Source organism: Rivularia sp. PCC 7116 (assembly GCF_000316665.1).
GTDB lineage: Bacteria > Cyanobacteriota > Cyanobacteriia > Cyanobacteriales > Nostocaceae > Rivularia.
The window spans coordinates 2,393,866-2,419,038 of sequence record NC_019678.1 but is presented as its reverse complement, the minus strand read 5'-3'; the positions used below and the strand labels follow the sequence as shown (position 1 = coordinate 2,419,038).

Genomic DNA, 25,173 nt, shown 5'->3' with positions numbered 1-25,173 from the left:
TATTCAGTTTTTGCAGATTATCTCTTAATTCTAGCTTTCTACTGATTTATTCATGGTTTTGAATATTACATTTAATTTTATTGTTGTAATAGGTTAAACAATTTTTGGAATGTTAATTTTAAAGGTTATTTTCAGTCCTATTTATAAAACTTTTGCTATAAGACAGGGGTTTGTAATCCCTGAGTGATTAGGATAAATACTTATATTTTTATTCTATTTACTATTACCAATTACCAATTACCAATTCCCGTTACAACCCAAAATAAAGGAGACGTAGCATTGCTACGTCTCTACATTAGGAATTGCTCTTCTATTAGCTATTACTCATTACCGATTACCGATTACCTAATTTATTTAGATTCAGGTAATTGAGATGTCTGCACGTTTGCTTTGAAGGGGGTAAATCTTTGGGGATCTACGCAATCGGCACAGTCTAATTGTTGTTTTAATTCTGTGCTGAAGTTTTCAAACATTTTTACTAGTGCTTGTCTATCTGTTAAGCATCCTTGTAGTGCTACTAGTTGTTCGAGTGTCCAGTTGTAAAGTTCGGTGTCTCCTTGGTTGATTCGACGATACAGTTGGGTTTCAAATTGTCCTAAGCGGGAGTAGAAGTTTTCTACTTCGGCTTTGATTGACTGCATGTCGATGAAGAATTGCTGGTTTTTGATGTCACCAAGCAGATTCTGTTTGATAGCACCAACGTTTTCGGATAGTTTGTTGTCAACTATGGAGTTTACATCGTCGCGGAAGTTGAGAATTTTATTGTCAAAGTTGACGTTGATGCGGTTATCAATATCCTTAAATGCGTTATCAACTATTCCGCGAACGTTATCATCTGTTTTTCTATCGACTACGGCGTTGATGCGATTGTCGATGTCTCCTTGGACTTGTTGAATTACTAAGTTTTTGATTCCTTGGTCGCGGTCGGCAATTCTTAAGTTAACTACGGATTCTATGCGTCCGTCAATATCTTTGTTGACTTGTTGAGTTAAGCGATCGCCGATTTCTCTACCGAAGTCACCCAGCTTTAGGTTAGTCATGGCTTCAACTCGTTTATCGATTTCCGATTGCATTTGTTGAACTGCCATGTCCTTGATATTCTGGCTTTGGTCGGTAATTTTGAGATTAACTACCGAATCAATGCGTCCGTCAATATCTTTGTTTACTTGCTGAGTCAGGCGATCGCTGATTTCTTTACCGAAGTCATTCAGTTTCAAGTTAGTCATGGCTTCAACTCGTTTATCGATTTCCGATTGCATTTGTTGAACTGCCATGTTCTTGATATTCTGGCTTTGGTCGGTAATTTTGAGATTAACTACCGAATCAATACGTCCGTCCATATCTTTACCGATTTGCTCGGATAGTTGATTGCGAATCTCTTGGTTATGATTCGCCATGTTTACTTTTACTACGTCGTTGATGCGTTTATCGATGTCGGTTTCTATTTGCTGAACAATTAAGTTATTGATTTGCGGGGTTTGATTGGAAACTTTGACGTTAACTACCGAATCAATCCGCTTTTCCATTTCCTGCTGCAACTGTTGAGCGACTTGATTCTTTAATTCCTGATTTTTATTTGCCAGGTTGACGTTTAATAAGGAATTTACTCGCTTTTCTAAGTCGTTGTTCATTTGTTGAACAACTTCGTTTTTGATTTCCTGAGTTCTGTCTTGAATTCTGGTGTTAACTCTTTCTTCGATTAGTTGGTTGAGTCTACCGTTCATCAAGTCGTTCATGCGTTGGTCGAAATGACCTGCCCAAGCTTGGAAGTTTTGATTGAAGTTATCTTCCATTTGTTGGGATAGCGCTTTAGTCATAAATTCGACTTTGGCTACCTGCATTGATAAGTCTTTGGCTTGGGATTGATAGCCTTTAAGCAACCATTTTTCTAAATTATCCCAGTGGTATGCTGCTTGTTTATCGTCTTGTTCGCCTTTGACGGTAACAGATTTTTCAATGTTGGCTGCCATTTTCTGCCACATTTTTTCCATTTGAGCTTCGTCAATACGGAAATTATATTCAATGTTGTTGCTGTTACCACCGTTACCACCAGCAGTTACGGTTGTTGTGGTTGTAGTTGTAGTCTTGCCACCGTTACCGTTGGTAGTAGTTTTAGTTTTAGTACTACCGTTTGTTTTCCCCGCGCTACTTGTAATGAATTGCGCTTGTTGTTGTAGCTGCTGCTTTTTATTATTTAGTTCTGCTGTATTAATTGGTTCAATTGCTAAAACAATTTTGCCTTCGTTATCTTCTTTATATGTATCGAAAAAGAATCCAGTGATAGAAGTTTTTTCTTTGACTTCTAAAACAATTTCATCTTTCAAACCGTTTAACGAACACCAGCTTTCTTCTACTTCAACACCAGCTAATTTTGTGGTGAATTTGCCTCCTTTAGCCCAAATCAAAGCCCAGGGTTCTAAATCGAATTTTTTCTCATCCGACCAGTAACTAGCATTTCCTGACTGAATTCTGATTTTATAGTTTCCGGGTGTTAATTCAACTAAATTTTTACCCGATTGCTTAAGACTGGATAAATAATTTTCATTCAAGATATAACAATTTTCTTTACTGCCAATTGTTAATTCTTGAGGATTAAAATATGGTTTGTTGCTGGCAATGGAAAGCTTGACAGAGCCGTTGTTTTCACTGTTATTAACATCGAAGAACAATCCACAAATTACCGCTTTTTGCTTAACTTCTAACTTCAAATGATTGTCGTAACCATTTAAAGTTGTCCAGGTAGCACCTGTTTCAAATCCTGTATTTTGGTTGACAAATGTTGCACCATTCTCTCCATATACCCAAAGTAAAACAAAAGGTTCTCCTTCGTTTTTGGTTTTGGCATACTTATAGCTACCGCTAGCAATGTTAATGTCGTAAACACCTTTATCTAAAGTGAAGGAATTTGCAACATTCTGCTGCAAGTTATTCATTTGACCGGGGTCAATTACATAGCAGTTTTCTTTGGTGTCTATGGTTAATACACTCATTGCTGGCTCCTTTTGAGGTTGAGTTTGAGTTTGAGTTGATTGAGAAGCAACCTTCTCTTCCTTATTGCGATCGCTAGTAGAAATTACAGTCTGAGACTTTTGAGTATTTACCTTTGCTGCGGGTTGATAAACGCTCATTCCAGCCCAACGCCCTTTAGGTTCGGTTGTGCTAACTAAAGTTCCTTTACCAGTCTTGGTATCGATGCGAATTACTTGCCCGTCTTTTCCTAAATTGAAGAAGTTGCCAGTCACACCATATAAGGTATCTCCGACAAATTCTAAACTTCCGATATCGGGGAATCCGATATCGCCAATATGGTTAACGGTACCTGCTGTTAAATTACATTTGGCTAACAGCTTCTTCTTGTCGTAACCAATTAAGGTGATATAAATCTCGCCATCATTACTAAAAGCAACTTCACCACAGTTATATGCTTGATTCGCTACCTTCAATACCGATTTACCAATACCGGTATTGATGTCTACTTCAATTAACTGTTTGGCAGTTGTCGCGTATAAAGTCTGAGAAAGAGCGTCATAAGCTAAACCAGAAGCAGCAAAACCTAAATTACCAACAGTTTCACAATGTCCGGTATTAAAATCGATTTTGACTAAAACAGATTTACCGTTTTCTAAATCAAGTCCGTAAAGTTGAGAACCGACAAAAGCGATATCGGCAACTTCGGTGGTCATTTCACCGATAAAATTAGTTTTACCTGAAGCTAAATCTAAGGTATATAGCTTGCTAACTTGATTATTTAAACAATCCTGAACAAAAACAGTTCCTGGAGTAATTTGAGAATTACAGCTTCCACAAATAACCTTTTCCAAAATCTTGGCAAAACCACCAGTTAAATCTTTATCTGTAAAAAACTGTCCTCCGGTAGAATTCGCAACTCTGGCGTACTCCTGCTTAACTCCTTCCTGATGCTTGCTTTTAGAAGTTCCAAAAAAGGTGTGAACGGTAACTTGATTAGCTAAGGCTTTCTCAATAGCTAAATCAGCAGCTTCAATATCAGCCTTTTCGGTTTTACTTCCACCACCTTCAAGAGCTTCATCACCAGAATAGAAAATTGCTCTGGAAGCTCCTTCTCTCCAATTAAATAAACTGGAGATATCATCTATAGCTCTAGCAGCATCTTCCTGCGCTCCTGCCGATTTTAATTCTCCCCTCCTTCTACCACGGAGTTGAGACTCAGATACTTTACAAGTACCAGTCAAATAATCTCTAATAGTTTGATTAAATTTGGTTCCTTTCCAAACCCCTTCCACACCAAGCCAAGTCACCCTCAAATCCGACGGACAGCTAGATTTAGCTGTCTTAATCGCAGCTTCAGCAGCTTTACTCAAATCCCTAGCTTCATCTCTCATTGAAGGGCTGGTATCGATAACAATAACCAAATCCACCTTCTTACTGCTGCTGCCCTGAGTCATACTTTGACCTCTTTTTTTACGATCGAAATTAAATAGATTCATATCCCATATCCCTGTTTGCAGTTATGGATTTTAATAACGTATACATTGGTTCTACGCTCATGTTGTACAAACACTTTTATTACAAATCCTTTTCCTTAATGATTGTTTGAAAAGTAGATTTATCCCCAATCCATACTAAAATCCAACCCTCATCCAAAAAAATGAATAGGGATTCAAACCACAATGCGGACTTTTATTTAATAGGGACTAAGTTTTAAATACTTTTCAAACATCCTTTAAGCTCTGTCAAAGGCTTTGTAATAACTAGATTCGGAATTTATTTTTACGCCCAACAATTGCAGCGATTATATTATCGCCACTGGTAATATTTTTCTGATAAAACTATTTTTCCCCCAAACTAAACTACTTTACTTCTAAGTAATTTCGTTTACTAAGGTTATTGTATAACAGGATTCATAAATTAGTTTATAAAGATAAAATTAAATTATAATTATTCCTTAACCTACAGTTATTTCAGGGATATCAACTATTTTTGCTTTGTAAATAAAAAGTAATATTGCTACATTCAATAATTTTATAACCAGTATCATTTTGATTTAATTGTTCAATCATTTATAACTACTATGTAAGTAAAAGCCCTATAGAAACAAGGATTTAGCTGTATTAAAGGAGGTTTTGTATATGAGATTTTGTTGAGCTACGATTTGTTAAGTATTCAAAAAGGAGGATGACAAAAGAATATTAAAACTGCTTTTACTAAATAGTTTATCAACAGTTATATAGCTATTTGTCTATTCTTTTATAAGAATATGCAAAGAAGTAAGCGAACATAATTAATTACACAATCTCCGCAGCGAGTGCAACGGAGTGAAACCAAGCATGAGCGCGTTCACCTTTATGTGCGGCTCATCACAGCAACTGGGATTACTATCTCCCTCGGGGAGACTCTGCGCGTTAGCGCCAAATATTAAGGGTTTCAGACTTTAGGTACAAACAATGCTTTACCCCTCATAACTTATGTGGTGAAGTGCTACCACCCCTTCTTCCTCATTTTTACCATTCGTTTTCCCGTTCAACTTTGGGAGACGTTATATATCAATCTCTACAGTTACAATTCCTAATTCCTTAATTTATGATTCAAAGTTTCCGAGACACCGGAATTTAACAACATTTCTCGCATTTCACTTTTAGAATCGGCATTTGCAGGTACTAAAGTCTGAAATTCTCTAGTTTGTGGCTGTTGCTGCTTATCATTATCCCTATTCAAAGATGCGGCAAATTTTTCATACAATTCCCCATTTGCAGCAAAGCAAAAAGCTAATTCCTGTCCGACTTCTTTTAATTTTTTCGGTAATTCCCTCTCGCTACTTTGCATTAACTGTGCAAGATTCGATTTTAAAGAATTAATATCCAAGTCAACAGATTCAAACATATGAGCAAAAGTTTCCATTTCCCCACTTTCTACTGGAGTATGTTGCTGCAATGCAAAAGCTGGCGGAATCACCGAACGATTGACGTTGTCTGGTAACGGTGCATCTAACAATCTTTGAGCATTTACGATACCGGCACCATATCTATTTGGCTTCCAATTGGGAGGAACATCACAAGTTTCTCGTAAAAGTTGATTAAATATAAACGGGATTTTCTCCGCACCATAACGACGAATCAAATTATCCCTACCGTGGTAAGACAACCATAATGCTGCCACACCCGTAACTAATGGTGTAGCTAACGAAGTACCGGAACCCTGCTGAATCTTATAGACTAATTGTTCGTTTTCCTTGACAGTTCTCGCATACCATACTCCTTTCCCCGGTGCTGAAACATCGACTTTTCTCCCACGGGGAGAACCTATCCAAATCTTACGATTAACCGTACTGCCGCCAACCGCAATGACTTCATCATAAGCAGCAGGAAATACCACAAAGGGAACCCAGGTACCCGATGCCGCAACGATTATTACACCCCGTTTTTGCGCGTAAAGGATGGCAGTCCGCAATCGCTTATTATAAAAACCTGCTCCTAGTGAAATAGAAATTATATGAAAACCTTTATCCGCCGCATATTCAATCGCTTTGGCTAAATTATGATTGCTCCAAAGTACCACCGAATAAGTTATTCGTAGCGGTACCAATTTTGCACCGGGAGCCACCCCTGTAACGTACTTATTATTATCGTAATTACCCTGCGCTTTGGGCGGACTTATCATGACGCTAGCTGCCAAGGTTCCATGACCGGGATTATTAACTAATTCCCGATCCGACTTTTCTAAGGGGTCCGTTTCATCTTCGTCGGAACCAAGGAAATCATAACCTTGCTCCAACAGCAAATTATCTTCAATTTCTGGATGTGTCGTATATCCGGTATCTGGATGAGCAATTATAACCCCGTGTCCTGGCAACTTATTTGGATCGGGAAAATACTTCTCCCAGGCTTGTAAAACTTTTAATTCCTTTAAAACCCAATCTACATTATTAGTCGAAAGTCCAGTTTCTACACCCGAACCAGAAAACAAATCTAATAATTGACTTAATAACGAAATTAGGATATCCCAAAGAGATTTGGATTCCTCTCCCCCTGCTTTCTGCTCCCTGCTTTCTAATTGCTTAAACTCCCTTACCGGAACTGCAAACAACGGCTCCACATCAACTACACCAGGTCGCGATCGCAACTCGTAAGTCTTATCCCAAGCTTGTTTTACCGATAGCGCATCATCTTCAAGCAACACTTCAAATTCGGTCAAGTTGTCGCCAATGGCTTTAATATCCCAATCTTCACCAAGTACTTCAGAAACAACCTCCTGACATCTATCTTGCAAGTCAGGCATCACCATTTCTATATAAAAGCCTTCAAATCTCGGTTTTACTGTATTTTTTGTGGAAACCATAATTTTATCAATAGTATTACTTTCTTTATTTTTCAATTTAGGAGTATCTACTTACGGAAAATTTACGCTTATACACACTATTAGAAAATTTTAGATAAAAACCTGTCATAGTAAGTTCTCTACATTCACAGTAAAACAGAGATTTTATTTATTTAATAATTATTTACAAAATTACCTTCAATTTTATTATTTAATTTTAAATAAATAATCAACTTGCGAAGCTTTTTCAAATAAATCGTAGTAATCGGCGATATAAGCTTCAATTTCTTGAAAAGATTGTTCGTTGAGACATTCAACGAGCATAAATTCGGGTCGATATTTTTCAAAATCCAATCCTTGCAAAGCATTTAATTCAAAACCTTCTACATCGAGAGAGAAGAAATCTATTTTACCTACATTCGCTTCATCTAAGATAGAAGTTAAAGTTCGAGCAGGTACTTTGATTGTGTAAGGAGTAAAACCCAACTTTCTTCCGGCAAAAGCAACCCGTTCGGATTCTATATTCTCATCATCAAAAGCACCTTTTACAAGAGACATGGTATGTCCGTACATCATTTCAATTTCGCTATCTGAGAAATCTTGAGATACTAAAGCACAGTTGAAAACTTGCGATTTTTGTCTTTCTTTGACGCATTCTTGGTAAAGATGGGGAATTGGTTCGATTAAAATTCCTTTCCAGTTTCTAAATCTTTCTAAATAATAAGTATTACTTTCGGAGAAACCGTTATTTGCTCCTGCTTCAATAAAAAAGCCATTTTCGGATAAATATTTTTCGATTATGCTGCCAACTCCACGACGATAGGGACGGGAATAGCGTTTGCTGCCGAGGAATTCAAATAGATATCGACGGTATTTAGTTGTGGAATTTTTCAAGTTTTGGGAATTGAGCATGGGAGAAAAATAATTGCCTTCGCGCAGCTAGAAACATTATAAATCAAGGAATGTGTGGTATGAGTGATGCTTGAAATTTGGAGCTATTAGTGGCGATTCTCTATGGATTTAGAATTAATAAAAATATGGGTAGATACTACATAAGACACTGCGGGCTTTTTGCCGCCATTGGGATGCTCCCTGTTAATTTCGTAAGGCGGTTGGATATCGCTAATATTATTAGACTTTAAACTCAAATATCTCAACTCTTGAAAATATGTCAATACCTTAAGAAAGATTGTGATATTTTTTTTCATTATTATATTTAAGTAATTATTTTTTAAAATATTTTCTTGTATATTAATAGTTGAGGTCTAAATGAATTATTTAGACCAATTATAAAAGTACTTAAAATATTTCGTGACGAAATGTTCTATGTTTTAGCTTTGTAGAACCGCATTTAGTACTCCTTCCGGGGCAACTTTTGGTATTAATTGGATTTTCCTCGACGTTAAAGTTAACCAAATTCGTTAAATTAGCAAGCGATTGTACGTTCGTTATTTGATTAGAGCTAAGATTAAGATTTCTTAATTTCGCTAAATTAGTAAGGGGTTTTACATCCCTGATTTTGTTAGACTTAAGTTCAAGCCATCTCAAATTAGTCAAACTAGAAAGCGGCTTTATATCGCTTATTTGATTTTGACGAAGAAAAAGCCATCTCAACTTAGTTAAATTAGAAAGCGGCTTTATATTAATTATCTGATTTCTATCAAGACCAAGGGTAGTCAAGTTAGTTAAATTGGATAGCGCTTCGATATCACTTATTTGGTTTTTATCAAGGTCTAGAGAGTTTAAACTATTTAAACTAGCAATCGGTTTGATATCACTTATTTGATTGCTCATAAGGTTAAGTTTGGTCAAATTATTCAAACTAGAAAGTGGTCTTACGTCACTGATTTGATTTTCTTCAAGCCAAAGCTCGGTCAAATTAGTGAAATTAGCAAATTGTTTGACATCAACTATTCGATTAGAACCAACACGAAGGAAAGTCAAATTATTCAGATTTTCTAACGAATTTATATCACTTATTTGATTTGAGTAAACATCAAGCCTAATTAAATTAGTTAAACTAGCAAGCGGTGTTACATCGCTTATTTTATTTCCTCCTAAGTCGAGATTGGTCAAATTAGTTAAACTAGCAAGCGGTTTTACATCACTAATTTTATTTCCTCCAATATTTAAGTTGGTCAAATTAGTTAAATTAACAAGGGGTTTTACATCGCTGATTTTATTTCCCCAAAGGTCGATATTGGTCAAATTAGTTAATCCCGAAAGCGGTTTAAGGTCGCTTATTTGTTTTGTTAGAAGTCTAAGCTCGGTCAAACTACTCAGTTTCCGATTTGCTTGGTGACAATCTTGAGTACCTGCTTCTTTCAACAACACCTCAACGGTATCCTTAGTTGCTTGAGGTAAAGTTGATTTTTGCTGACAGTATTCGATAAAACTTTTTATCTTATTTTGCTGAAGTGCTTGATTGGCAATAGCTTTTGTATGAGTCAGAGCGAATATAGTGCAAAGGAATAAAATTGCTTTATTCATTAGTGTTATTACTTGCTTTGTTGTACTTATTAAGACTATATTTTAGTTCTAGTACATACTTCATAACATACGAGATTAATTTCGTAATGTATAAACGTGGTTTGATTGAAGATTTGATGTGGGGAGGGTAGTTTGCACTCAATAAATGATATCAAGTCCGGCTAATTACTGACGATATAACCCTACTGAAAAGATGGCGGTTGTTATCTACCAGGACTAAGGCTGCGCGTCACACAACTCGGATGGTGCCGTACACTGATTGCTTTATTATTCCCTTAACAATTAATCTGTGTACAAGCACCCTACAGCATAAATGTGCCAGTTGCGGCCATTCCTATCTACTACTCATTACTTATTACTTATTACTTATTACTTAGCCCTCACAGATATGATAACTGTTTAACCGGACATGATATGAAACCACGTTAAAACCGAATAAAAAAATATATCTGCGTAATTCACATCGCAGCGATTTTATTGGCGTTGCTCAATTGAGATACGAATTTATTATTACTATCTAACAGCAGCCCCCTAAATCCACGACGTTTGGGGGACTTTAAGATATATTTCTCCCCCATAATTGGGGGCTGGGGCTATTCGTACTTTTATATGGCTAACGCCACAACGTTTACCGACGAGATACGGTTTCAATCCAACTGGAAACGTCAAAGATACTAATAAATAGTTCAAAAAAAAGATTAGTTATTGCTGAGAATTTCATAAAATTTTCTCATTCAAGTTTAAGTAGTTTTAAATAAATATTTCAGACTAAGCTAATTAAATATCTCGATTTCCAGTCAATAATAAGTACAGAACACAGCAAATTAATCGCAGAGGAGTTTAAATCATGAACGGACAACAAGCAGCATTAAAAATTAATTATTCCGAGCAAGAATCTAGATTATTTAGTGGTTGGAATGAGAAAAGTTGGATTAGAAGCAAACCAATGCGTCAAGATTCTATTGTTGGTTTACCTTTCTCCCCAGATTTAGTTCCTTTAGCAAATCATTCCGTTATTGCTCAAGATAGTAATCTTTGGATGACCGTTCTTGCTTATCGACTTTTAGCGCATCTTCAATTTACTACACTCTTAGAGTTAAATCATGTTAATCCTGTTTGTAGTGCTTTATCTCTAGGAAGTGCGCCAATTAACTTAAATGTTCAACAACGTAATGATGCTTTAAAAATCTATTGTGATGAAGGTGGTCATGCTTTATTTGTAGAGCTTTTTTCTACCCAAGTTAAGGAAACATTTTCGCTAGGGGATTCTATTCTTGGTCGTCCTATTTTTGAAAAAGTTATTGAAAATATAATTAGAGAAAATCAATCTAAATTATCACCTGATTTAATTAAATTATTTTTTGTGACTATTTCCGAAACCTTGGTAACAAAGGTATTAAAACAAGTTCCTAGCGACCCCAATGTAGCTGATGTTGTGAGAAATGTAATTGGCGACCATGCAGCGGATGAAGCATTACACGGTGCTTATTTTCAAGCCTTATTTCCTTTATTGTGGCAAAATCTATCATCTTTAGAAAAGCAGGAAATGATTAAAATTTTACCCCGTCTGGTTTGGGCTTTCTTGGGGCCAGATTATGATGTGGAATACAACGTTCTTAAAGCTTTAGATTTTAGCGATGTTGATGCTAAAGGTATTTTGCAAGAAGTTTTTGTACCCAGTGATGTTGCTGCTGGTGTAAAACAAGCGGCTAGTCCAACTTTAAGAATGTTTGAAAAGGCTGGTGTGTTTGAAGTCTGTGGTGCTTTCCAAATATTTGCCGATTATCAATTAATATCTTAATTTACGAAGTCCAGTAACAAACTATTTTTGATTTAAAAACATTATTCTGGAGTAATTAGTGATGAAAAGCGCAACAGTTATTAGACATATAGCCTTTGAAGATTTAGGTACTCTCGAAATAGCTCTTGAAAGACAAGGTTACACAATTAAATATCTGGAAGCGGCAGTAGATAATTTGACCGATATTTCTCCTACTGAAGATATGTTAATTATTTTGGGAGGTCCGATTGGTGCTTATGATGAACAAGACTATCCTTTCCTAGTTGATGAATTACGTTTATTAGAACAGCGTTTGAAAGCCGATTTACCTACACTTGGTATTTGTTTGGGTGCTCAATTGATGGCTAGAGCTTTAGGAGCGAGAGTTTATCCTGGAGGACAAAAGGAAATTGGCTGGTCTAATATTCACTTAAGCCAAACAGGTAAAAATTCACCTTTGATTAACTTAGATGTAGAAAATACTCCCGTACTTCATTGGCATGGTGATACCTTCGATCTACCTCAAGGTGCTACCCGTTTGGCTTCAAGTTCGTTATATGAAAATCAGGCATTTTCTTGGGGTAAAGCCAGCATGGGGTTGCAATTTCATCCAGAAGTCACTCAGACAGGATTAGAACGTTGGTTTATTGGTCATGCTTGTGAAATTAATTCTACTCCCGGTATCAGCGTTAAGCAATTACGTGCCGATACTGTTAAATATGGTCATCTTTTACAAGAGAAAGCCGTTGAAGTTTGGGAAAATTGGTTGGAATCAGTTCAGCTTGTTCGGTAGGTTTAAGTTGATATTTTTTCAGAAACCCGGTTTATTGTCGATTATGTAAAAAGGAACTGAGTTGTTTCAATTACATATATTAACTTTTCGGGTTTTACAGATTAATTATGGTAAGTTTTGTTTAGTTTTGGATATTGGATAAAGGTTGTGTTCCATTGCTTTTACATATACTGAATTTGATTTTTATCGGATAGATGTCAGTATCTGTAAGGTTTTGATTTGATTTATTCTAAAACTGCTGTATTCTCACGAATTACGAATTATATTCACCACTGCTTGTCATGGCGATCGCTATTTTTTAGTCCACAGCAATCCTATTATGCAAATCGAGGAGAATAATTGTGGTAGGTTAATTTTAACTAAAATTTGCATATAGATTTTGGTTTAACGGGACAGGTTTTATTCTGTATGGGATTACCTGCTGCATTTAGATAAGTTAAGTTGGTTAAATTAGCAAGCGCTTTGATATCAATTATTTTATTCTCTTGAATATTAAGTTTAGTCAAATTTGTTAATTGCCAAAGCGGTGTGATATCGCTAATTTGATTTTTCCAAAGACCAAGTTCTTTTAAATTGCTTAAATCAGCAAGTGTTTCAATATTACTGATTTTATTTTCGTTAATATACAGTTCAATTAAGTTAGTCAATTCCCAAAGCGGTTTTACGTTGCTGATATTATTCTTACCAATATTCAAATATTTTAAATTGATTAAATTAGTTATTTCTTTAACTTCATTAATTTTATTTTGATACACAATCAGTTCTGTCAAATTATTTAATTTACTAAGCGGCTTGATACTCTCTATTTGGTTGCTGCTAAGTTGCAGCTTAATTAAATTCGTTAAATTGGCAAGTGGTCGAATATCGGTTATTTGATTGCGATGAAGATTCAGATATTCTAGCTTAGTTAAATTAGTAATTCCTTTGACATGGCTGAGTTGATTATAGCTAAGACTAAGTTCGGTTAAATTTATTAAATTAGCAAGCTCTTTTACCTGGCTAATGTTATTAGAATCGAGATACAGTTTAGTTAAATTGGTTAATTTAGAAAGTGGTTTTATATCGCTGATTTGATTACTTTTCAGTTTCAGTTCGGTTAATTGAGTCAAACTTACAACAGGTTGTAAATCGCTGATTTGCTTGTCATCAACTGAAAGCTCAGTTAATTGACTAAGTTTTCGATTAGCCTTTTGACAATCTTGAGTACCAGCTTCTTCTAATAAAACTTCAACTGTATATTTTATATCTTGAGGTAAATTCAGTTTATCTTCACACCACGATTTAAAAGTCTTATTTGGCTGTTGATGTTGTTTGGATAATGTTGAAGTAGTTGAAGAATTTCTACAAGCTGTTAAAGTTGCTGCTAAAAGAAGGATTACGATTACTTTTTTCATTGTTAATATCTATGTGTTATGACTTGTTTTATGTAAATTAAGTTCACAGTTAATACACAATTGATAACAACGATATATTAATTTTGTAATCGGTAAATCCCCCTCAAATAAAGTTTTTCCACTTGTATCGGAATGATAAATAATGTGGACAAAAAACTCTGCGTCACTTTGCGTTTCAAAATATATAATTCTGATAAAAACGAATTTGATATAGCGTTTCCTAAGCAACTGAGGTACAGCGATTACCTCACCCCGATAAAGCTGTGCTTTATCTCCCCTCTCCTTATCAAGGAGAGGGGTTAGGGGTGAGGTTTTGTGTGTACTTCAATAGACTGGGAAACGCTATATTACAATCTAAAAATATAAAAAGTGTGAATTACCAATAAAGCGATAATGCACCGTATAAGATTTAAACCTAAATGTTTGGCGCTAAAGCGCAACTACGAACTGTTCGGGTACGGCATCCTGCATCTTAGTAAATGCATCTATTAATGTTTGTAATTGTACGTCTGCTTTCATTACTCCTAAACCCCTAACGGTGACTTTACCGGGAGAATACACAAAGCGACTCATCATATTTTGCGGTAATTTCTCAGCTAATAATTTCCAACCAGGTTCTTCCATCGGGGTTTCTAAGACAATATGTTGTTTTCCATCTGGTTTTATCCGACTAAATCCTAAGTTTTTCGCTAATTGCTTTAATTCCATCACCCGTAACAACTGATTCGCCGATGCGGGTACTGTACCGTATCTATCGTTCCATTCTGCTGCAATCATTGCTAATTCTCCTTTGGAATTGGCTACGGCTACGGCACGATATGCGCTCATCTTCTGATCTAAGTCGGTAATGTAATCTGCTGGAATAAACGCTGTCAAATTAAGATCGATCTGAGTATCTTCGACTGTGGGAATTTCTTGTCCCCGAATTTCGCGGATGGCTTCTTCTAACATTTCCATATATAAGTCGAAGCCGATGACATTCATTTGTCCGGATTGCTCTGCTCCCAATAAATTACCGACTCCGCGAATTTCCATGTCTCGCATTGCTAGTTGATAACCGGAACCCAGTTGTGTAAATTCTTGAATAGCTCTTAATCTTTTCCTAGCAGCTTCCGATAATGACCTTTGTCTGGGATAAAATAACCATGCATGAGCTTGAATTCCGGCACGTCCAACTCTTCCCCTTAATTGATAAAGTTGCGCCAATCCGAATTTCTGCGCGTCTTCAATCAATATTGTATTAACTCGGGGAATATCTAAACCGGATTCAATAATAGTCGTACAAATCAGAATTTCAGCTTCGCCACTACTGAAAGAAAGCATGATAGATTCTAACTCGCTCGCTTCCATCTGACCGTGTGCGATCGCAATCCTGGCATTCGGTATCATTTCTCGAATAAAGGCAGATTTATCTTCAATTCCTTCCACCCGTGGAACTACGTAAAATACCTGACCGCCTCTGTCTAATTCTTGACGAATAGCTGTCCGAGTTGCTTCGGGATTCATCGGTGAAAGATGGGTTTGAATTGGTCTTCTTGATGGTGGTGGTGTAGTAATCAAACTCATTTCCCGGATACCCGAGAGCGACATATATAAGGTGCGGGGAATAGGTGTAGCGCTCAGGGTAAGTACGTCAACTTGAGTTTTCAAGGATTTGATTTTCTCTTTTTGATTTACGCCAAATCTTTGTTCTTCATCTACTACCAATAAACCTAAATCTTTGTATTGAACGCTTTTACCTAAAAGTTGATGGGTACCAACAACAATATCCAATTCCCCCGTTAACAATCTTTTCTGTATATTTCGCTTTTCTTCAGCACTACGAAAACGGTTGAGCAATCCAACGTTTATGGGGTAGGGAGCAAATCTTTCTTTTAAAGTATGGTAGTGCTGTTGGGTAAGAATAGTTGTAGGTGCGAGCAATGCAACTTGCTTACCAGAAGTTACGGCTTTAAATATAGCTCTTATTGCCACCTCAGTTTTACCAAAACCCACATCACCGCAGACTAAGCGATCCATCGGACGCTCGCTTTCCATATCCCGTTTTACGTCTTGAGTGGCTTTTAACTGGTCGGTAGTAGGTTGATATGGAAAAGAATCTTCCATCTCTTCCTGCCAGGGAGAATCCTGGGGATAAGTAAAACCAGTTTGTTGGGAACGTTGAGAATACAGTTTTAATAAATCAACCGCTAATTTCTTAACGGTTTTGCGGACTTTATTTTTCGTATTTTCCCAAGCCTTACCCGTCATTTTATTTAACTGCGGGGACTTGTTAGTAGTTGTCCGAAAACGAGATAAAGCCCCAACTTGGTCGGCTGCTACTCTTAATAATCCATCTGCATACTTAACAACTAAATAATCGCGAGTTTCATTATTAAGCGTTAGACTTTCCAACTTTAGAAATTGACCCAAACCGTGATTGCGGTGAATTACATAATCTCCCGGACGTAACTTATTGGGATCAACCTTTTTAGAACTAGCTTTGCGCCGCTTGCGGACGTAACCGGGAGTAGCTAAAGTGTGCTGTCCGTAAAATTCCTTATCGGTAACAACAACTATTCTGTATGTTGGTAAAATAAAACCTTCTAACTCCGCCAACCCGGAATATTTTAAAGCAACCGGAACGTGACCAACCTGCGTTCTATCGATAGCTTGGTAATCGCGGGGGTTCGGAATAAACTGAGCCGGACAATCGTGCTCCTGTAAAAGAGAAACCGAACGAGAAGGTTGAGCCGAAATCAACCAAATGTTAAAATTGCGATCGCGTTCCTCCCTTAAATTCTCCGCCAACTTCGCAAAAGCATGAGGAGTCACCGGAATCGAACGAGCAGCTAAATTAATCGCATCGCTACCTTCCTCAGCTATCTCCGATAAATACAAAGTTTCAAACTTTTCTAAATCCTTGAGACATTCTTCCCAAAAACGGTGGATTTTCGGTAATTGGACTTTAGGTGTAAGGGAATTATCATTTTCTACCCCCTCTACCCCCTCTACCCCCTCTATCACTTCTACCCCTTCTACCCCCTGCCACTGCTCCTCGGCATTCTCCGCCCAAAGCAAACTATGAGCGAAGCACTGCTCAACTTCATCAATAGCAACTAAAGTGTTTTCAGGTAAATAATCTAATAAAGAAGCAGGTTGTTTGTAAGCTACACCCAAAAATCTGCGAGTACCTTCTAATAACTGTCCAGATTCTAATTGTTCTTTTTCCTCAGCTGAAAGATAATTTTCTACAGAGTCATTAAACCGCTCATCAGCAATTAATATAGGAGCAAAACTAGTGGGAGTAAGAATTATCCGGTCGATTTTATCTAACGCCGAACGCTGAGTGGAAGGGTCAAATTCGCGAATTTGCTCGATTTCATCGCCAAACCAATCCAAACGTACTGGCAATTCTGAAGATACCGGAAACACATCTACAATGTCTCCCCTTCGACTCCAAGTACCCTCCATCTCCACCAAAGGAACCCTTTCGTATCCTAAAGCAGCCATTTTTTTTGCAAAGGTACCAAGATTAAATTCCATTCCCTTGGCAATATTTAAACAAAAAGGCTTGAATGCTTCCGGAGGTGGTAAATGGGGTTGTAAAGCTGCTTGAGTAGCGATTACGACTGTGGGATTAGAAGGCTTATTAGATTCTGGAGAAAATTGGATTAAATCGGCTAAAACCTGCATTTGTCCCCAAGTCATCTCGGTTTCTGGGTCAAAAGGTTCGTAAGGAGATGCTTCAGAAGTAGGATAAAAATGTATGGTCGCGAATCCCATCGCTTCCAACTGAGTAGTCCAACGTCCGGCTTCTTCCAAAGTAGCGCAGACCACAAATAAATTCCGCTGCGAACTATTCGCTAATGCTGAAGCTATCAAGCCCTTTGGTAAACGTGGAATCCCATTTAACTGTAATTGTGTTTGTGTCTTTAATTTAGAAAGTAGTTCGGTGGTGAGGGAAGAACGTCCCAAAGCACGCACTATGGAAGAAAAAGCCATGACTTTATAATTCGTAATTTTAACTTAGCAGCCCTCGCTGGGTACGAGAAATTGAACTCCGAAATTCGGTTAATTTTGAGCCATAACAGACCTTTTCCCTGAATACATCAAAGTATTGTGGAGAAATTAGCCCTTTTCTAAAATACAGGCAAGCAGTCATGCGCGTTTAATGCCCCCTTTAATATTTTAGAAGCGTCAACCGGAAATTTTGCGTTAAAACTGTTTTTCCCTAGTAAAATTACGACTGAAACTTCCGGCTAATATACGTGTATTGTGTTCCCAATTCGGTCAATTAATTCCTTCTCCAGAGGAAATTTTATGTATTTAGAGTCTTTTATTAGTATCCCTGGGATGCTAAATACTTAAAAATTACAATTTTGCATAACTAGCCGAAAAACAACGGCAATTAAGAAATGTCCCTCAATTTCGAGTTACTAATTATTTTTCTACTGATTTTCGCTAATGCCATCTTCGTCATGTCAGAATTAGCGATTGTTTCCGCTCGCAAGGTTCGCTTGCAACAGCTAGCCAATCAAGGAAATACTAGAGCCAGAGCCGCTTTTGACTTAGCTTCTTCTCCTACCGAGTTTTTAGGTACCGTACAAGTCGGCATAACTTTAGTTACCATCATCGCTGGTGCCTACGGAGAACAAATTATTTATGAAAGAATATATCCTATTTTAGATTTTATTCCTCTATACCAATTTCAAGTAGCCCACGGTATTTCGGTATTGATAATTACTACCTTAGCTATTATTTTAGGCGAGCTAGTACCAAAGCGTTTGGCATTGAATCATCCAGAGGTAATTGCTGCGATTGTGGCTTTACCAATGAAAAGTTTAATTAGGATTACTTATCCTATTGTTTTTTTATTAAATTTTTTGACAGATTCAATAGTACGATTATTAGGAATTAAGCCATCTACAGAACCGCAAGTTACAGAAGAAGAAATCAAAGTATTAATCGAACAAGGTACCGAAGAAGGAACCTTTGAGGAAGTAGAACAGGACATGGTTGAGCGGGTGTTTCGTTTAGGCGATCGCCCGGTTGGTTCTTTCATGACACCACGCCCGGAAATCATCTGGCTGGATTTGAAAGATAGCGTGACTCAAAATCGCGAAAAAATAATTGAAAATGGTTATTCGCGATATCCGGTATGTCAGGAAGGATTAGATAATGTACTGGGAATAATTCCGGTAACTAACTTATTGGCTCGTAGTTTCTGCGGGGAACAGATGGATTTGACGGTGGGATTGCGAGAGCCGATATTTGTACCCGAAAGCACCCGTGGATTAAAAGTTCTAGAGTTATTTAAGCAAACCGTCAACCATGTGGCATTAGTTGTTGATGAATATGGAGTAATTCAAGGATTGGTAACTTTAAACGACATATTAATTGAAATTGTCGGTGATGTTCCTTCCGATGAAGAAGAAGAAGAACCCCAAGCGGTAAAACGAGACGATGGTTCCTGGCTATTGGATGGGATGTTAACAATGGATGAGTTCTTTGAACTTTTCGACATGGAAGAAGAAATTGAATCCCACTCCCGCGACAGCTATCAAACATTAGGTGGTTTAGTCATGACTCATTTAGGGCGCATCCCTATAGCCACAGATAACTTTGAATGGAAAGATATGCGTTTTGAAGTCATGAATATGGATGGCAATCGCGTTGATAAAATTTTGGTGAGAATCTTGCAAAATGAATCAATAAATTCACATCTGAGTTCTTCTGAAGAAGGTTAAAGTACAAAAGTCAAAGGTTTAAATTAAACTCTATTTTCACAAGACTCGAATCTATTTCTATCTTCCTTCCAAATGGTCGAACCAGGTGGTTGAAAAGTATTCCAATATTGTTCTTCTAATAAACGTAGGGGAGTGAATGTTACTGCTACTACTGCATAGATTAGACGACCTAAAAAACCAGTATCACCTGCATCAACACTATGATATACGTACTCACATCTACCGGTAGACATGTAATGAACAATCATATTACCCTCCAATCGAATTACTGCATAACATAGAATATAAGCAGATACCGAAGCAGCGATAATTTTGATAATAGATTTATTATTCATAATACTTAGGTACAGTAATACGGTACCTAATTTTACCCAAAAACTGTAAAAATCGTATTTACATGGATAAATTACTGAGAATATAGACATCTAATTTGTTGTAATTGTATTCAGCATGGTCATCAAAGAAAAGTGCTAATACATTATTAAAATTAAAAATCAAGCATCAAAAATTACCAATTACTAAAAATCTTCATGTTAAAAATAAAAGGCTAATATCAAACTTTAGTTTTACAAGTATCAAATTTATATAGCTTTCTATCCTCTTCTGAAATTGGGGAATCAACAGGTTGAGCTAGATTCCAGTATGCCAGTTCCAGCAAACGTAAAGGAGTAAACAGTAAAGCCAAATTTGCATTAATCGTGTAACTAATAACGCTAGAATCTCCCGGTACGACAAAATGAGTGGCGTAATTACAACCCGATGTTCCCGTACTATGAACAATCCTTTTAGTTCCCAATCGAATCCAAATATAGCAAAAGGTATAAGCGACTATAAAGCCAACAGCAACTTTAGCAATCAGTTTTTTATTCACAATGAAATAAGTAATGATTCAAATTTTTATTCTTCATAATTAGAGCTTGCTGAATAAGATTATTAGCTTTACCACATAAGGCTTTTAAGACTTTTTCTCTGTTTCAAGTGCAAGCTTATGATATCTTCTGGCTAACAGTTTTGCACTTTTTAGTTAACTTGCTCAGAAATACAATCTGGTTTTCCCCCTGCTCCCTGCTCCCTGCCCCCTTGCCTTGTCAAAGAAAACTTTTACAGCTAATGCTGCGCTACGCGAACAGCAAACCCTAATTAATGTGGCGTTGGACAATTGAACTATGGGCATTTTTCCCATACCCCATGCCCAATTACCCAAATCAAAAAAACCCGCCAATGACGGGTTTTTCTCAAATTAAAATACCGACTACAGCTAAGTTTTAACTTGCCTTCTGTCCCGATCGTGATTTGAAGAACTTCTTCGGGAATTACAACCTCCTGAAGACTCTTGATCGTCATCAGGATAGATAAAAGGACAATATTTAGTATTAGCGCTAATACAATCCATGTGCGGAGTTTTAGCACACACCAATAGTAATACACCCAAAATTATTAATAAACCACAAATAGATGCTACTTGAATCCAGGAAATTTCCATTGCACCATGAACTATTACCTCTCGTAGCAAAGATACAATCGTTACTTCTACAGCGACTCCAACTGCAATGCTATGCTCTTGTAGATACACCACTAATAGTCGAAATAACTCGACTAGAATTAGAATAAATAGCATTTTTGCAGTTACTTCTTTGTAATCAACAGAATGCAATACATCGTAAAATATCCCCCATAACTTGACTAACATCACGGAGAACAAACAAAAACACAGAGAAATGACAATTAAGTCACAAAAAGTCTCCATATTAGCTACTATTCTGTTCCTGTCCAACCAACGATTCCACAATAGAAATTGGCTTTTGGGACGTTTTTTCACGAACATAGACATGAATTACCAAGTGAACTACAGACCACACCAGCCATTGTTCAACCAATTCTTTATATTGTGACTTAACGACGTGCAAGTTAGCAGCAGTATTAATAACTTTTTATTGAGGAGGAATTGAGCCGGTAAAACTCTGGGCTTGCTGCATAAGCTGTTCGGCATTGTTAGCCCATTGAGAATTATTTTGTGCTAAGAATAAATCCCTAGCATATTGTAAGACACGCATGGCATCGGGAAATTGCTTCATTTGTATAAATGCCAATCCAGCACCGTAATAAGCACTGGGATAATCGGGGTCAGCTTCGGCTGCTTTTCTAAATGCTTCTAAAGCTTGTTCGTGCTTGCCTTGGGTATATAAAATTGAGCCGAGATTATAATGAGCTTCGGGATATTTTGGATTCATTTTTATTGCTTGATTAAAAGCAGTTTTAGCTCTTTTAAATTTACGCTCTTGCATATAGCATAATCCAATTTGATAAGCTGGCTCTGGTGCTTTGTTGCTATATTTCATCGCTTTTCTAAAAGATTTAACTGCTTTACTACAGTCTTCTTTTTGCTGGTGGAGTAAACCAAGATTGTAGTAAGCAACTCCTAATTTAGAATCTATTTCTAAAGAACGCTGTAAATAATTTTCCGCTTGCCCAAGGTTATTTCCTTCAAGTAAAGCACCACCTAAGTTTGCATAAGCTAAAGCAAACTTGGGGTTAACTCGAGTAGCTTGATAAAAAGCATCCGCAGCCGGTTGTAACTGTCCCACTTGCCGCAGCGCTAATCCTAAATTGTAATAGGCTGGAGCTAAAGAAGGGTCTAACTGAATGGCTTGTTTAAAAGCGTTAATTGCGTCTTGCGGTCTTCCCGTCTGGATTAATTGCAAACCCTGGTTTAAATAAGTTGTAGCGGTGTTGCGGGTATATTGCGCTATCTTTTGCGGCACGGGGTCAAAGCTATACTTATAACCTTCATTAGCAGATGCAGAGGCAATATTTATGCTTAAAAAGATTGCACTCAAAAACGCACCTAGCGGATATTTATAAAGCAATTTGTTCATGGATTCTCTCCTTAGTAACGATTTAATTTGACCGAACCAATACTAAATTTTAGATTCTGGTTTAGTTATTAAACTGTCGTTTTAGCTTTAATGGTCAATCCAAAACCTAAAATCCATCAACACCCTGTGTTACTGCAACTAAACTTGTTTATAAAAGTTTAATTTTATATGTAAATGTTGTCTTTTTTTTATTTTTCTTTAAATTATTTTTAATAGACAATACGATTCTTGTAGTAGCGCTTTACAAGTCGAGGTGGAAGAAATTAAGTGCAGGATAATCGTTGAATAAATAAGCGATCATACTGCGGTGCCGCGAGCCAGCGAAACCGTGAAGGAGGTTTTTATGACTGAAAAAGTTAGAACGGGTTTGCATTCGATTGCAATCGTCGGTCCTTATTTAAGCGGAAAGACTACGTTAGTCGAAAGCTTATTGTTCGTTACAGAGGCGATTTCTCGCAAGGGTAGCGTTAAGGATGGTAACACGATAAGCGATAATTCTCCACAGGCGCGAGAGCGTCAAATGAGTGTAGAAGTAAGTGCGGCAAGTACTCAATTCCAGGATGTTGATTTTACGTTTATTGACACTCCCGGTTCTGTAGAATTTGCTCAAGAAACTTACAATGCTCTTATCGGTGTTGATGCTGCAATTGTCGTTTGCGAACCCGTAACTGAAAAAGTTTTAACTTTAGCACCATTATTTAAATTTCTCGATGATTGGGAAATTCCCCATTTGGTGTTTGTGAATAAAATGGATAAAGCAAATATCCATGTTTTAGAAATTTTGAATGCGCTTAAAGCCGTTTCTAGCCGTCCTTTAGTAGCGCATCAGTATCCAATTTTACGAAAAGAAAATTTAATTGGATTTATCGATTTAGTCAGCGAAAAAGCATATCATTATCATTCCGGTGCTGCTGCCGATATAGTTCCATTTCCAGAAGCATTAAAAGCAGAAGAACATGCTGCTAGGGAAGAAATGCTCGAAACTCTAGCAGATTTTGATGACCATTTACTTGAAGAACTTTTAGAAGATATCGAACCCAACCAAGAGGAGATAATCAAAGATTTAAAACTAGATTTGGGTTCTGATTTAGTTGTACCAGTATTTTTCGGAGTTGCAGAACAAGATTATGGGGTACGCCCGCTGTTGTCAGCGTTATTAAAAGAAGCCCCCGAGCCTCAAACTACTGCAAAACGACGTTTAGATAATTTAAATTGTTTAAGTAACGACAAAAATTCCGATACTCCCATAGCTCAAGTATTAAAAACTTATTACACTCCCCAAGGCGGTAAACTTTCCTTAGTACGGATATGGCAAGGAAATTTATCCGAAGGCATGACTCTCAACGGTATTCGTGTCGGTAGCATGTATCGTTTGCTAGGACAGCATCAACAACATATAAATACAGCTTCCTCTGGTGAAATTGTTGCTTTAACTCGTTTGGAAGGAATCAAAACCGGCGATACTTTAACTCGTGATTCGCAAATTGAATTGCCGCGAGTCGAACGCTTAGAACCAGTTTACGCTTTAGCTATCGTCACCGAAAAACGTAATGATGAAGTCAAATTGAGCAGTGCGTTAACTAAGTTATTAGAAGAAGATGTAAGTTTGGCTTGGGAACAACATGGTGACACCCATGAAGTAATTCTTTGGGGACAAGGAGAAATTCATTTACAAGTTTCTCTTGATAGACTGCGGTGTAAATATAACCTTCCCATGTCTACCCATTTACCCAAAGTACCTTATAAAGAAACCATTCGTAAAACAGCTTCATCAATCCGCGGACGCTACAAACATCAAAGTGGCGGACACGGACAATTTGGCGATGTTTATTTAAACATTCAACCTTTACCAAGAGGAGAAGGTTTTCAATTTGGTGAAAGTATAGTTGGTGGTGTGGTTCCCAAGCAATACATCCCCGGTGTCGAAATGGGTGTCAGAGAATCTTTAGAACATGGTCCTCTGGGTTTTCCCGTAGTAGACGTATCGGTAACTTTAACCAACGGTTCCTACCACAACGTTGATAGTTCCGAACAAGCTTTTAAATTAGCAGCAAGGCAAGCAATGCAAACCGGAATGTCGGAATGCAAACCCACGCTGTTAGAACCAATTGTCCGCTTGCAGGTAAAAACCCCTAACGAATTTACTTCTAAAGTACTGCAATTATTAAGCGGTAGACGCGGACAAATTTTAGCTTATGAAGCCATTAACAACTGGCAAGGTTGGGATAATGTTGTCGGGTATCTACCACAATCCGAAATGCAAAATTTTATTATAGAGTTGCGATCGCAAACTCTAGGAGTAGGTTCTTTCAATTGGGAATACGACCATTTACAAGAAGTCCCCGATAAACTTGCCGACAGAATTCTTGCTAGTTACAGCGATGCTAATAATAACAGCAATAGTAACGGTAAGTAATTTTCAATTAGTCTATTAGTCGATTCCATAAATCCTGACTGCTTCGTTTTCGACCTAACGTTGGGAAACTACATTCCATTTTTGTTATTGTTGCCAGTAATTAATTCCTGGCAACAATTTTTTCTTTCGTAATGTGTTACTTGTTGCGTGCAACGCACCGTAAATAGGGTTTGCTGTTCGCGTAGCGCAGCGTTAGCTGTAAAAGTTTTTTTTGACAAGGGTAGGGGCAAGGGGGTTAGGTTTGCGATACTTGGAGTTCAAACATAATACTTTTCAAACATCCTCTATCCGTGAATGCTTACCTACAATGCGTTGCTATATTAGTAACAATTTAGGTTTGCGTAAATCCTGTATCAAGATAAGCTGTGCTAGAACGCTATTTTTTTGGCAGATATAAGATTT

14 protein-coding genes are annotated in these 25,173 nt (G+C 37.2%); 4 read left to right on the top strand and 10 right to left on the bottom strand.

Annotated features, from left to right (window positions below):
- Positions 1-350: 350 nt before the first annotated feature.
- From RIV7116_RS09455 to RIV7116_RS09440, 4 genes are all read right to left on the bottom strand, one after another.
- A complete protein-coding gene (locus RIV7116_RS09455; protein WP_015118073.1) occupies positions 351-4,466 on the bottom strand; it encodes a hypothetical protein in 4,116 nt (1,371 codons plus the stop codon).
- A 1,078-nt stretch (positions 4,467-5,544) separates the two neighbouring features.
- Positions 5,545-7,314: a S8 family serine peptidase gene (locus RIV7116_RS09450; protein WP_015118071.1), complete on the bottom strand. Its 1,770-nt coding sequence runs from the start codon at positions 7,312-7,314 to the stop codon at positions 5,545-5,547.
- 186 nt (positions 7,315-7,500) lie between these two features.
- Positions 7,501-8,205: an FkbM family methyltransferase gene (locus RIV7116_RS09445; RefSeq protein WP_015118070.1), complete on the bottom strand. Its 705-nt coding sequence runs from the start codon at positions 8,203-8,205 to the stop codon at positions 7,501-7,503.
- A gap of 387 nt (positions 8,206-8,592) precedes the next feature.
- Entirely contained in the window at positions 8,593-9,783 is a 1,191-nt protein-coding gene (locus RIV7116_RS09440) for a leucine-rich repeat domain-containing protein (protein WP_015118068.1), read from the bottom strand.
- 847 nt (positions 9,784-10,630) lie between these two features.
- Here RIV7116_RS09440 and RIV7116_RS09435 point away from each other — a divergent pair.
- Both RIV7116_RS09435 and RIV7116_RS09430 read left to right on the top strand, forming a co-directional pair.
- A complete protein-coding gene (locus RIV7116_RS09435; protein WP_015118067.1) occupies positions 10,631-11,584 on the top strand; it encodes a diiron oxygenase in 954 nt (317 codons plus the stop codon).
- Positions 11,585-11,645: 61 nt separating this feature from the next.
- Positions 11,646-12,356 (top strand): glutamine amidotransferase, encoded by a 711-nt coding sequence (locus RIV7116_RS09430; protein WP_015118066.1) that lies wholly within the window; start codon positions 11,646-11,648, stop codon positions 12,354-12,356.
- Positions 12,357-12,715: 359 nt separating this feature from the next.
- Here the strand turns inward: RIV7116_RS09430 and RIV7116_RS09425 are convergent, their stop codons facing one another.
- On the bottom strand, positions 12,716-13,750 hold the full coding sequence (locus RIV7116_RS09425) for a leucine-rich repeat domain-containing protein (protein ID WP_015118065.1): 1,035 nt from the start codon (positions 13,748-13,750) through the stop codon (positions 12,716-12,718).
- 429 nt (positions 13,751-14,179) lie between these two features.
- Positions 14,180-17,734 (bottom strand): transcription-repair coupling factor, encoded by a 3,555-nt coding sequence (gene mfd, locus RIV7116_RS09420; RefSeq protein WP_015118064.1) that lies wholly within the window; start codon positions 17,732-17,734, stop codon positions 14,180-14,182.
- Positions 17,735-18,147: 413 nt separating this feature from the next.
- Here mfd and RIV7116_RS09415 point away from each other — a divergent pair, with 413 nt between their 5' ends.
- On the top strand, positions 18,148-19,479 hold the full coding sequence (locus RIV7116_RS09415) for a hemolysin family protein (protein ID WP_015118063.1): 1,332 nt from the start codon (positions 18,148-18,150) through the stop codon (positions 19,477-19,479).
- A 23-nt stretch (positions 19,480-19,502) separates the two neighbouring features.
- Here the strand turns inward: RIV7116_RS09415 and RIV7116_RS09410 are convergent, their stop codons facing one another.
- The 4 genes from RIV7116_RS09410 to RIV7116_RS09390 form a co-directional block, all read right to left on the bottom strand.
- Positions 19,503-19,814 (bottom strand): hypothetical protein, encoded by a 312-nt coding sequence (locus RIV7116_RS09410; RefSeq protein WP_044290842.1) that lies wholly within the window; start codon positions 19,812-19,814, stop codon positions 19,503-19,505.
- 218 nt (positions 19,815-20,032) lie between these two features.
- The gene (locus tag RIV7116_RS09405) at positions 20,033-20,350 is read right to left on the bottom strand and encodes a hypothetical protein (protein ID WP_015118061.1); all 318 of its coding nucleotides are present in this window, start codon (positions 20,348-20,350) and stop codon (positions 20,033-20,035) included.
- A 387-nt stretch (positions 20,351-20,737) separates the two neighbouring features.
- Positions 20,738-21,298, bottom strand: coding sequence for a phosphate-starvation-inducible PsiE family protein (locus RIV7116_RS09395; RefSeq protein WP_044291659.1), 561 nt, complete (start codon positions 21,296-21,298; stop codon positions 20,738-20,740).
- Positions 21,299-21,410: 112 nt separating this feature from the next.
- The gene (locus RIV7116_RS09390) at positions 21,411-22,355 is read right to left on the bottom strand and encodes a lipopolysaccharide assembly protein LapB (RefSeq protein ID WP_015118059.1); all 945 of its coding nucleotides are present in this window, start codon (positions 22,353-22,355) and stop codon (positions 21,411-21,413) included.
- Positions 22,356-22,698: 343 nt separating this feature from the next.
- Between RIV7116_RS09390 and RIV7116_RS09385 the strand changes: the two genes are divergently transcribed.
- Positions 22,699-24,771 (top strand): elongation factor G, encoded by a 2,073-nt coding sequence (locus RIV7116_RS09385; protein ID WP_015118058.1) that lies wholly within the window; start codon positions 22,699-22,701, stop codon positions 24,769-24,771.
- Positions 24,772-25,173: the final 402 nt, after the last annotated feature.

Coding starts and splice junctions, on each gene's coding strand:
- RIV7116_RS09455 (WP_015118073.1), bottom strand. CDS start 4,466: ATGAATCTATTTAATTTCGATCGTAAAAAAAGAGGTCAAAGTATGACT.
- RIV7116_RS09450 (WP_015118071.1), bottom strand. CDS start 7,314: ATGGTTTCCACAAAAAATACAGTAAAACCGAGATTTGAAGGCTTTTAT.
- RIV7116_RS09445 (WP_015118070.1), bottom strand. CDS start 8,205: ATGCTCAATTCCCAAAACTTGAAAAATTCCACAACTAAATACCGTCGA.
- RIV7116_RS09440 (WP_015118068.1), bottom strand. CDS start 9,783: ATGAATAAAGCAATTTTATTCCTTTGCACTATATTCGCTCTGACTCAT.
- RIV7116_RS09435 (WP_015118067.1), top strand. CDS start 10,631: ATGAACGGACAACAAGCAGCATTAAAAATTAATTATTCCGAGCAAGAA.
- RIV7116_RS09430 (WP_015118066.1), top strand. CDS start 11,646: ATGAAAAGCGCAACAGTTATTAGACATATAGCCTTTGAAGATTTAGGT.
- RIV7116_RS09425 (WP_015118065.1), bottom strand. CDS start 13,750: ATGAAAAAAGTAATCGTAATCCTTCTTTTAGCAGCAACTTTAACAGCT.
- mfd (WP_015118064.1), bottom strand. CDS start 17,734: ATGGCTTTTTCTTCCATAGTGCGTGCTTTGGGACGTTCTTCCCTCACC.
- RIV7116_RS09415 (WP_015118063.1), top strand. CDS start 18,148: ATGTCCCTCAATTTCGAGTTACTAATTATTTTTCTACTGATTTTCGCT.
- RIV7116_RS09410 (WP_044290842.1), bottom strand. CDS start 19,814: ATGAATAATAAATCTATTATCAAAATTATCGCTGCTTCGGTATCTGCT.
- RIV7116_RS09390 (WP_015118059.1), bottom strand. CDS start 22,355: ATGAACAAATTGCTTTATAAATATCCGCTAGGTGCGTTTTTGAGTGCA.
- RIV7116_RS09385 (WP_015118058.1), top strand. CDS start 22,699: ATGACTGAAAAAGTTAGAACGGGTTTGCATTCGATTGCAATCGTCGGT.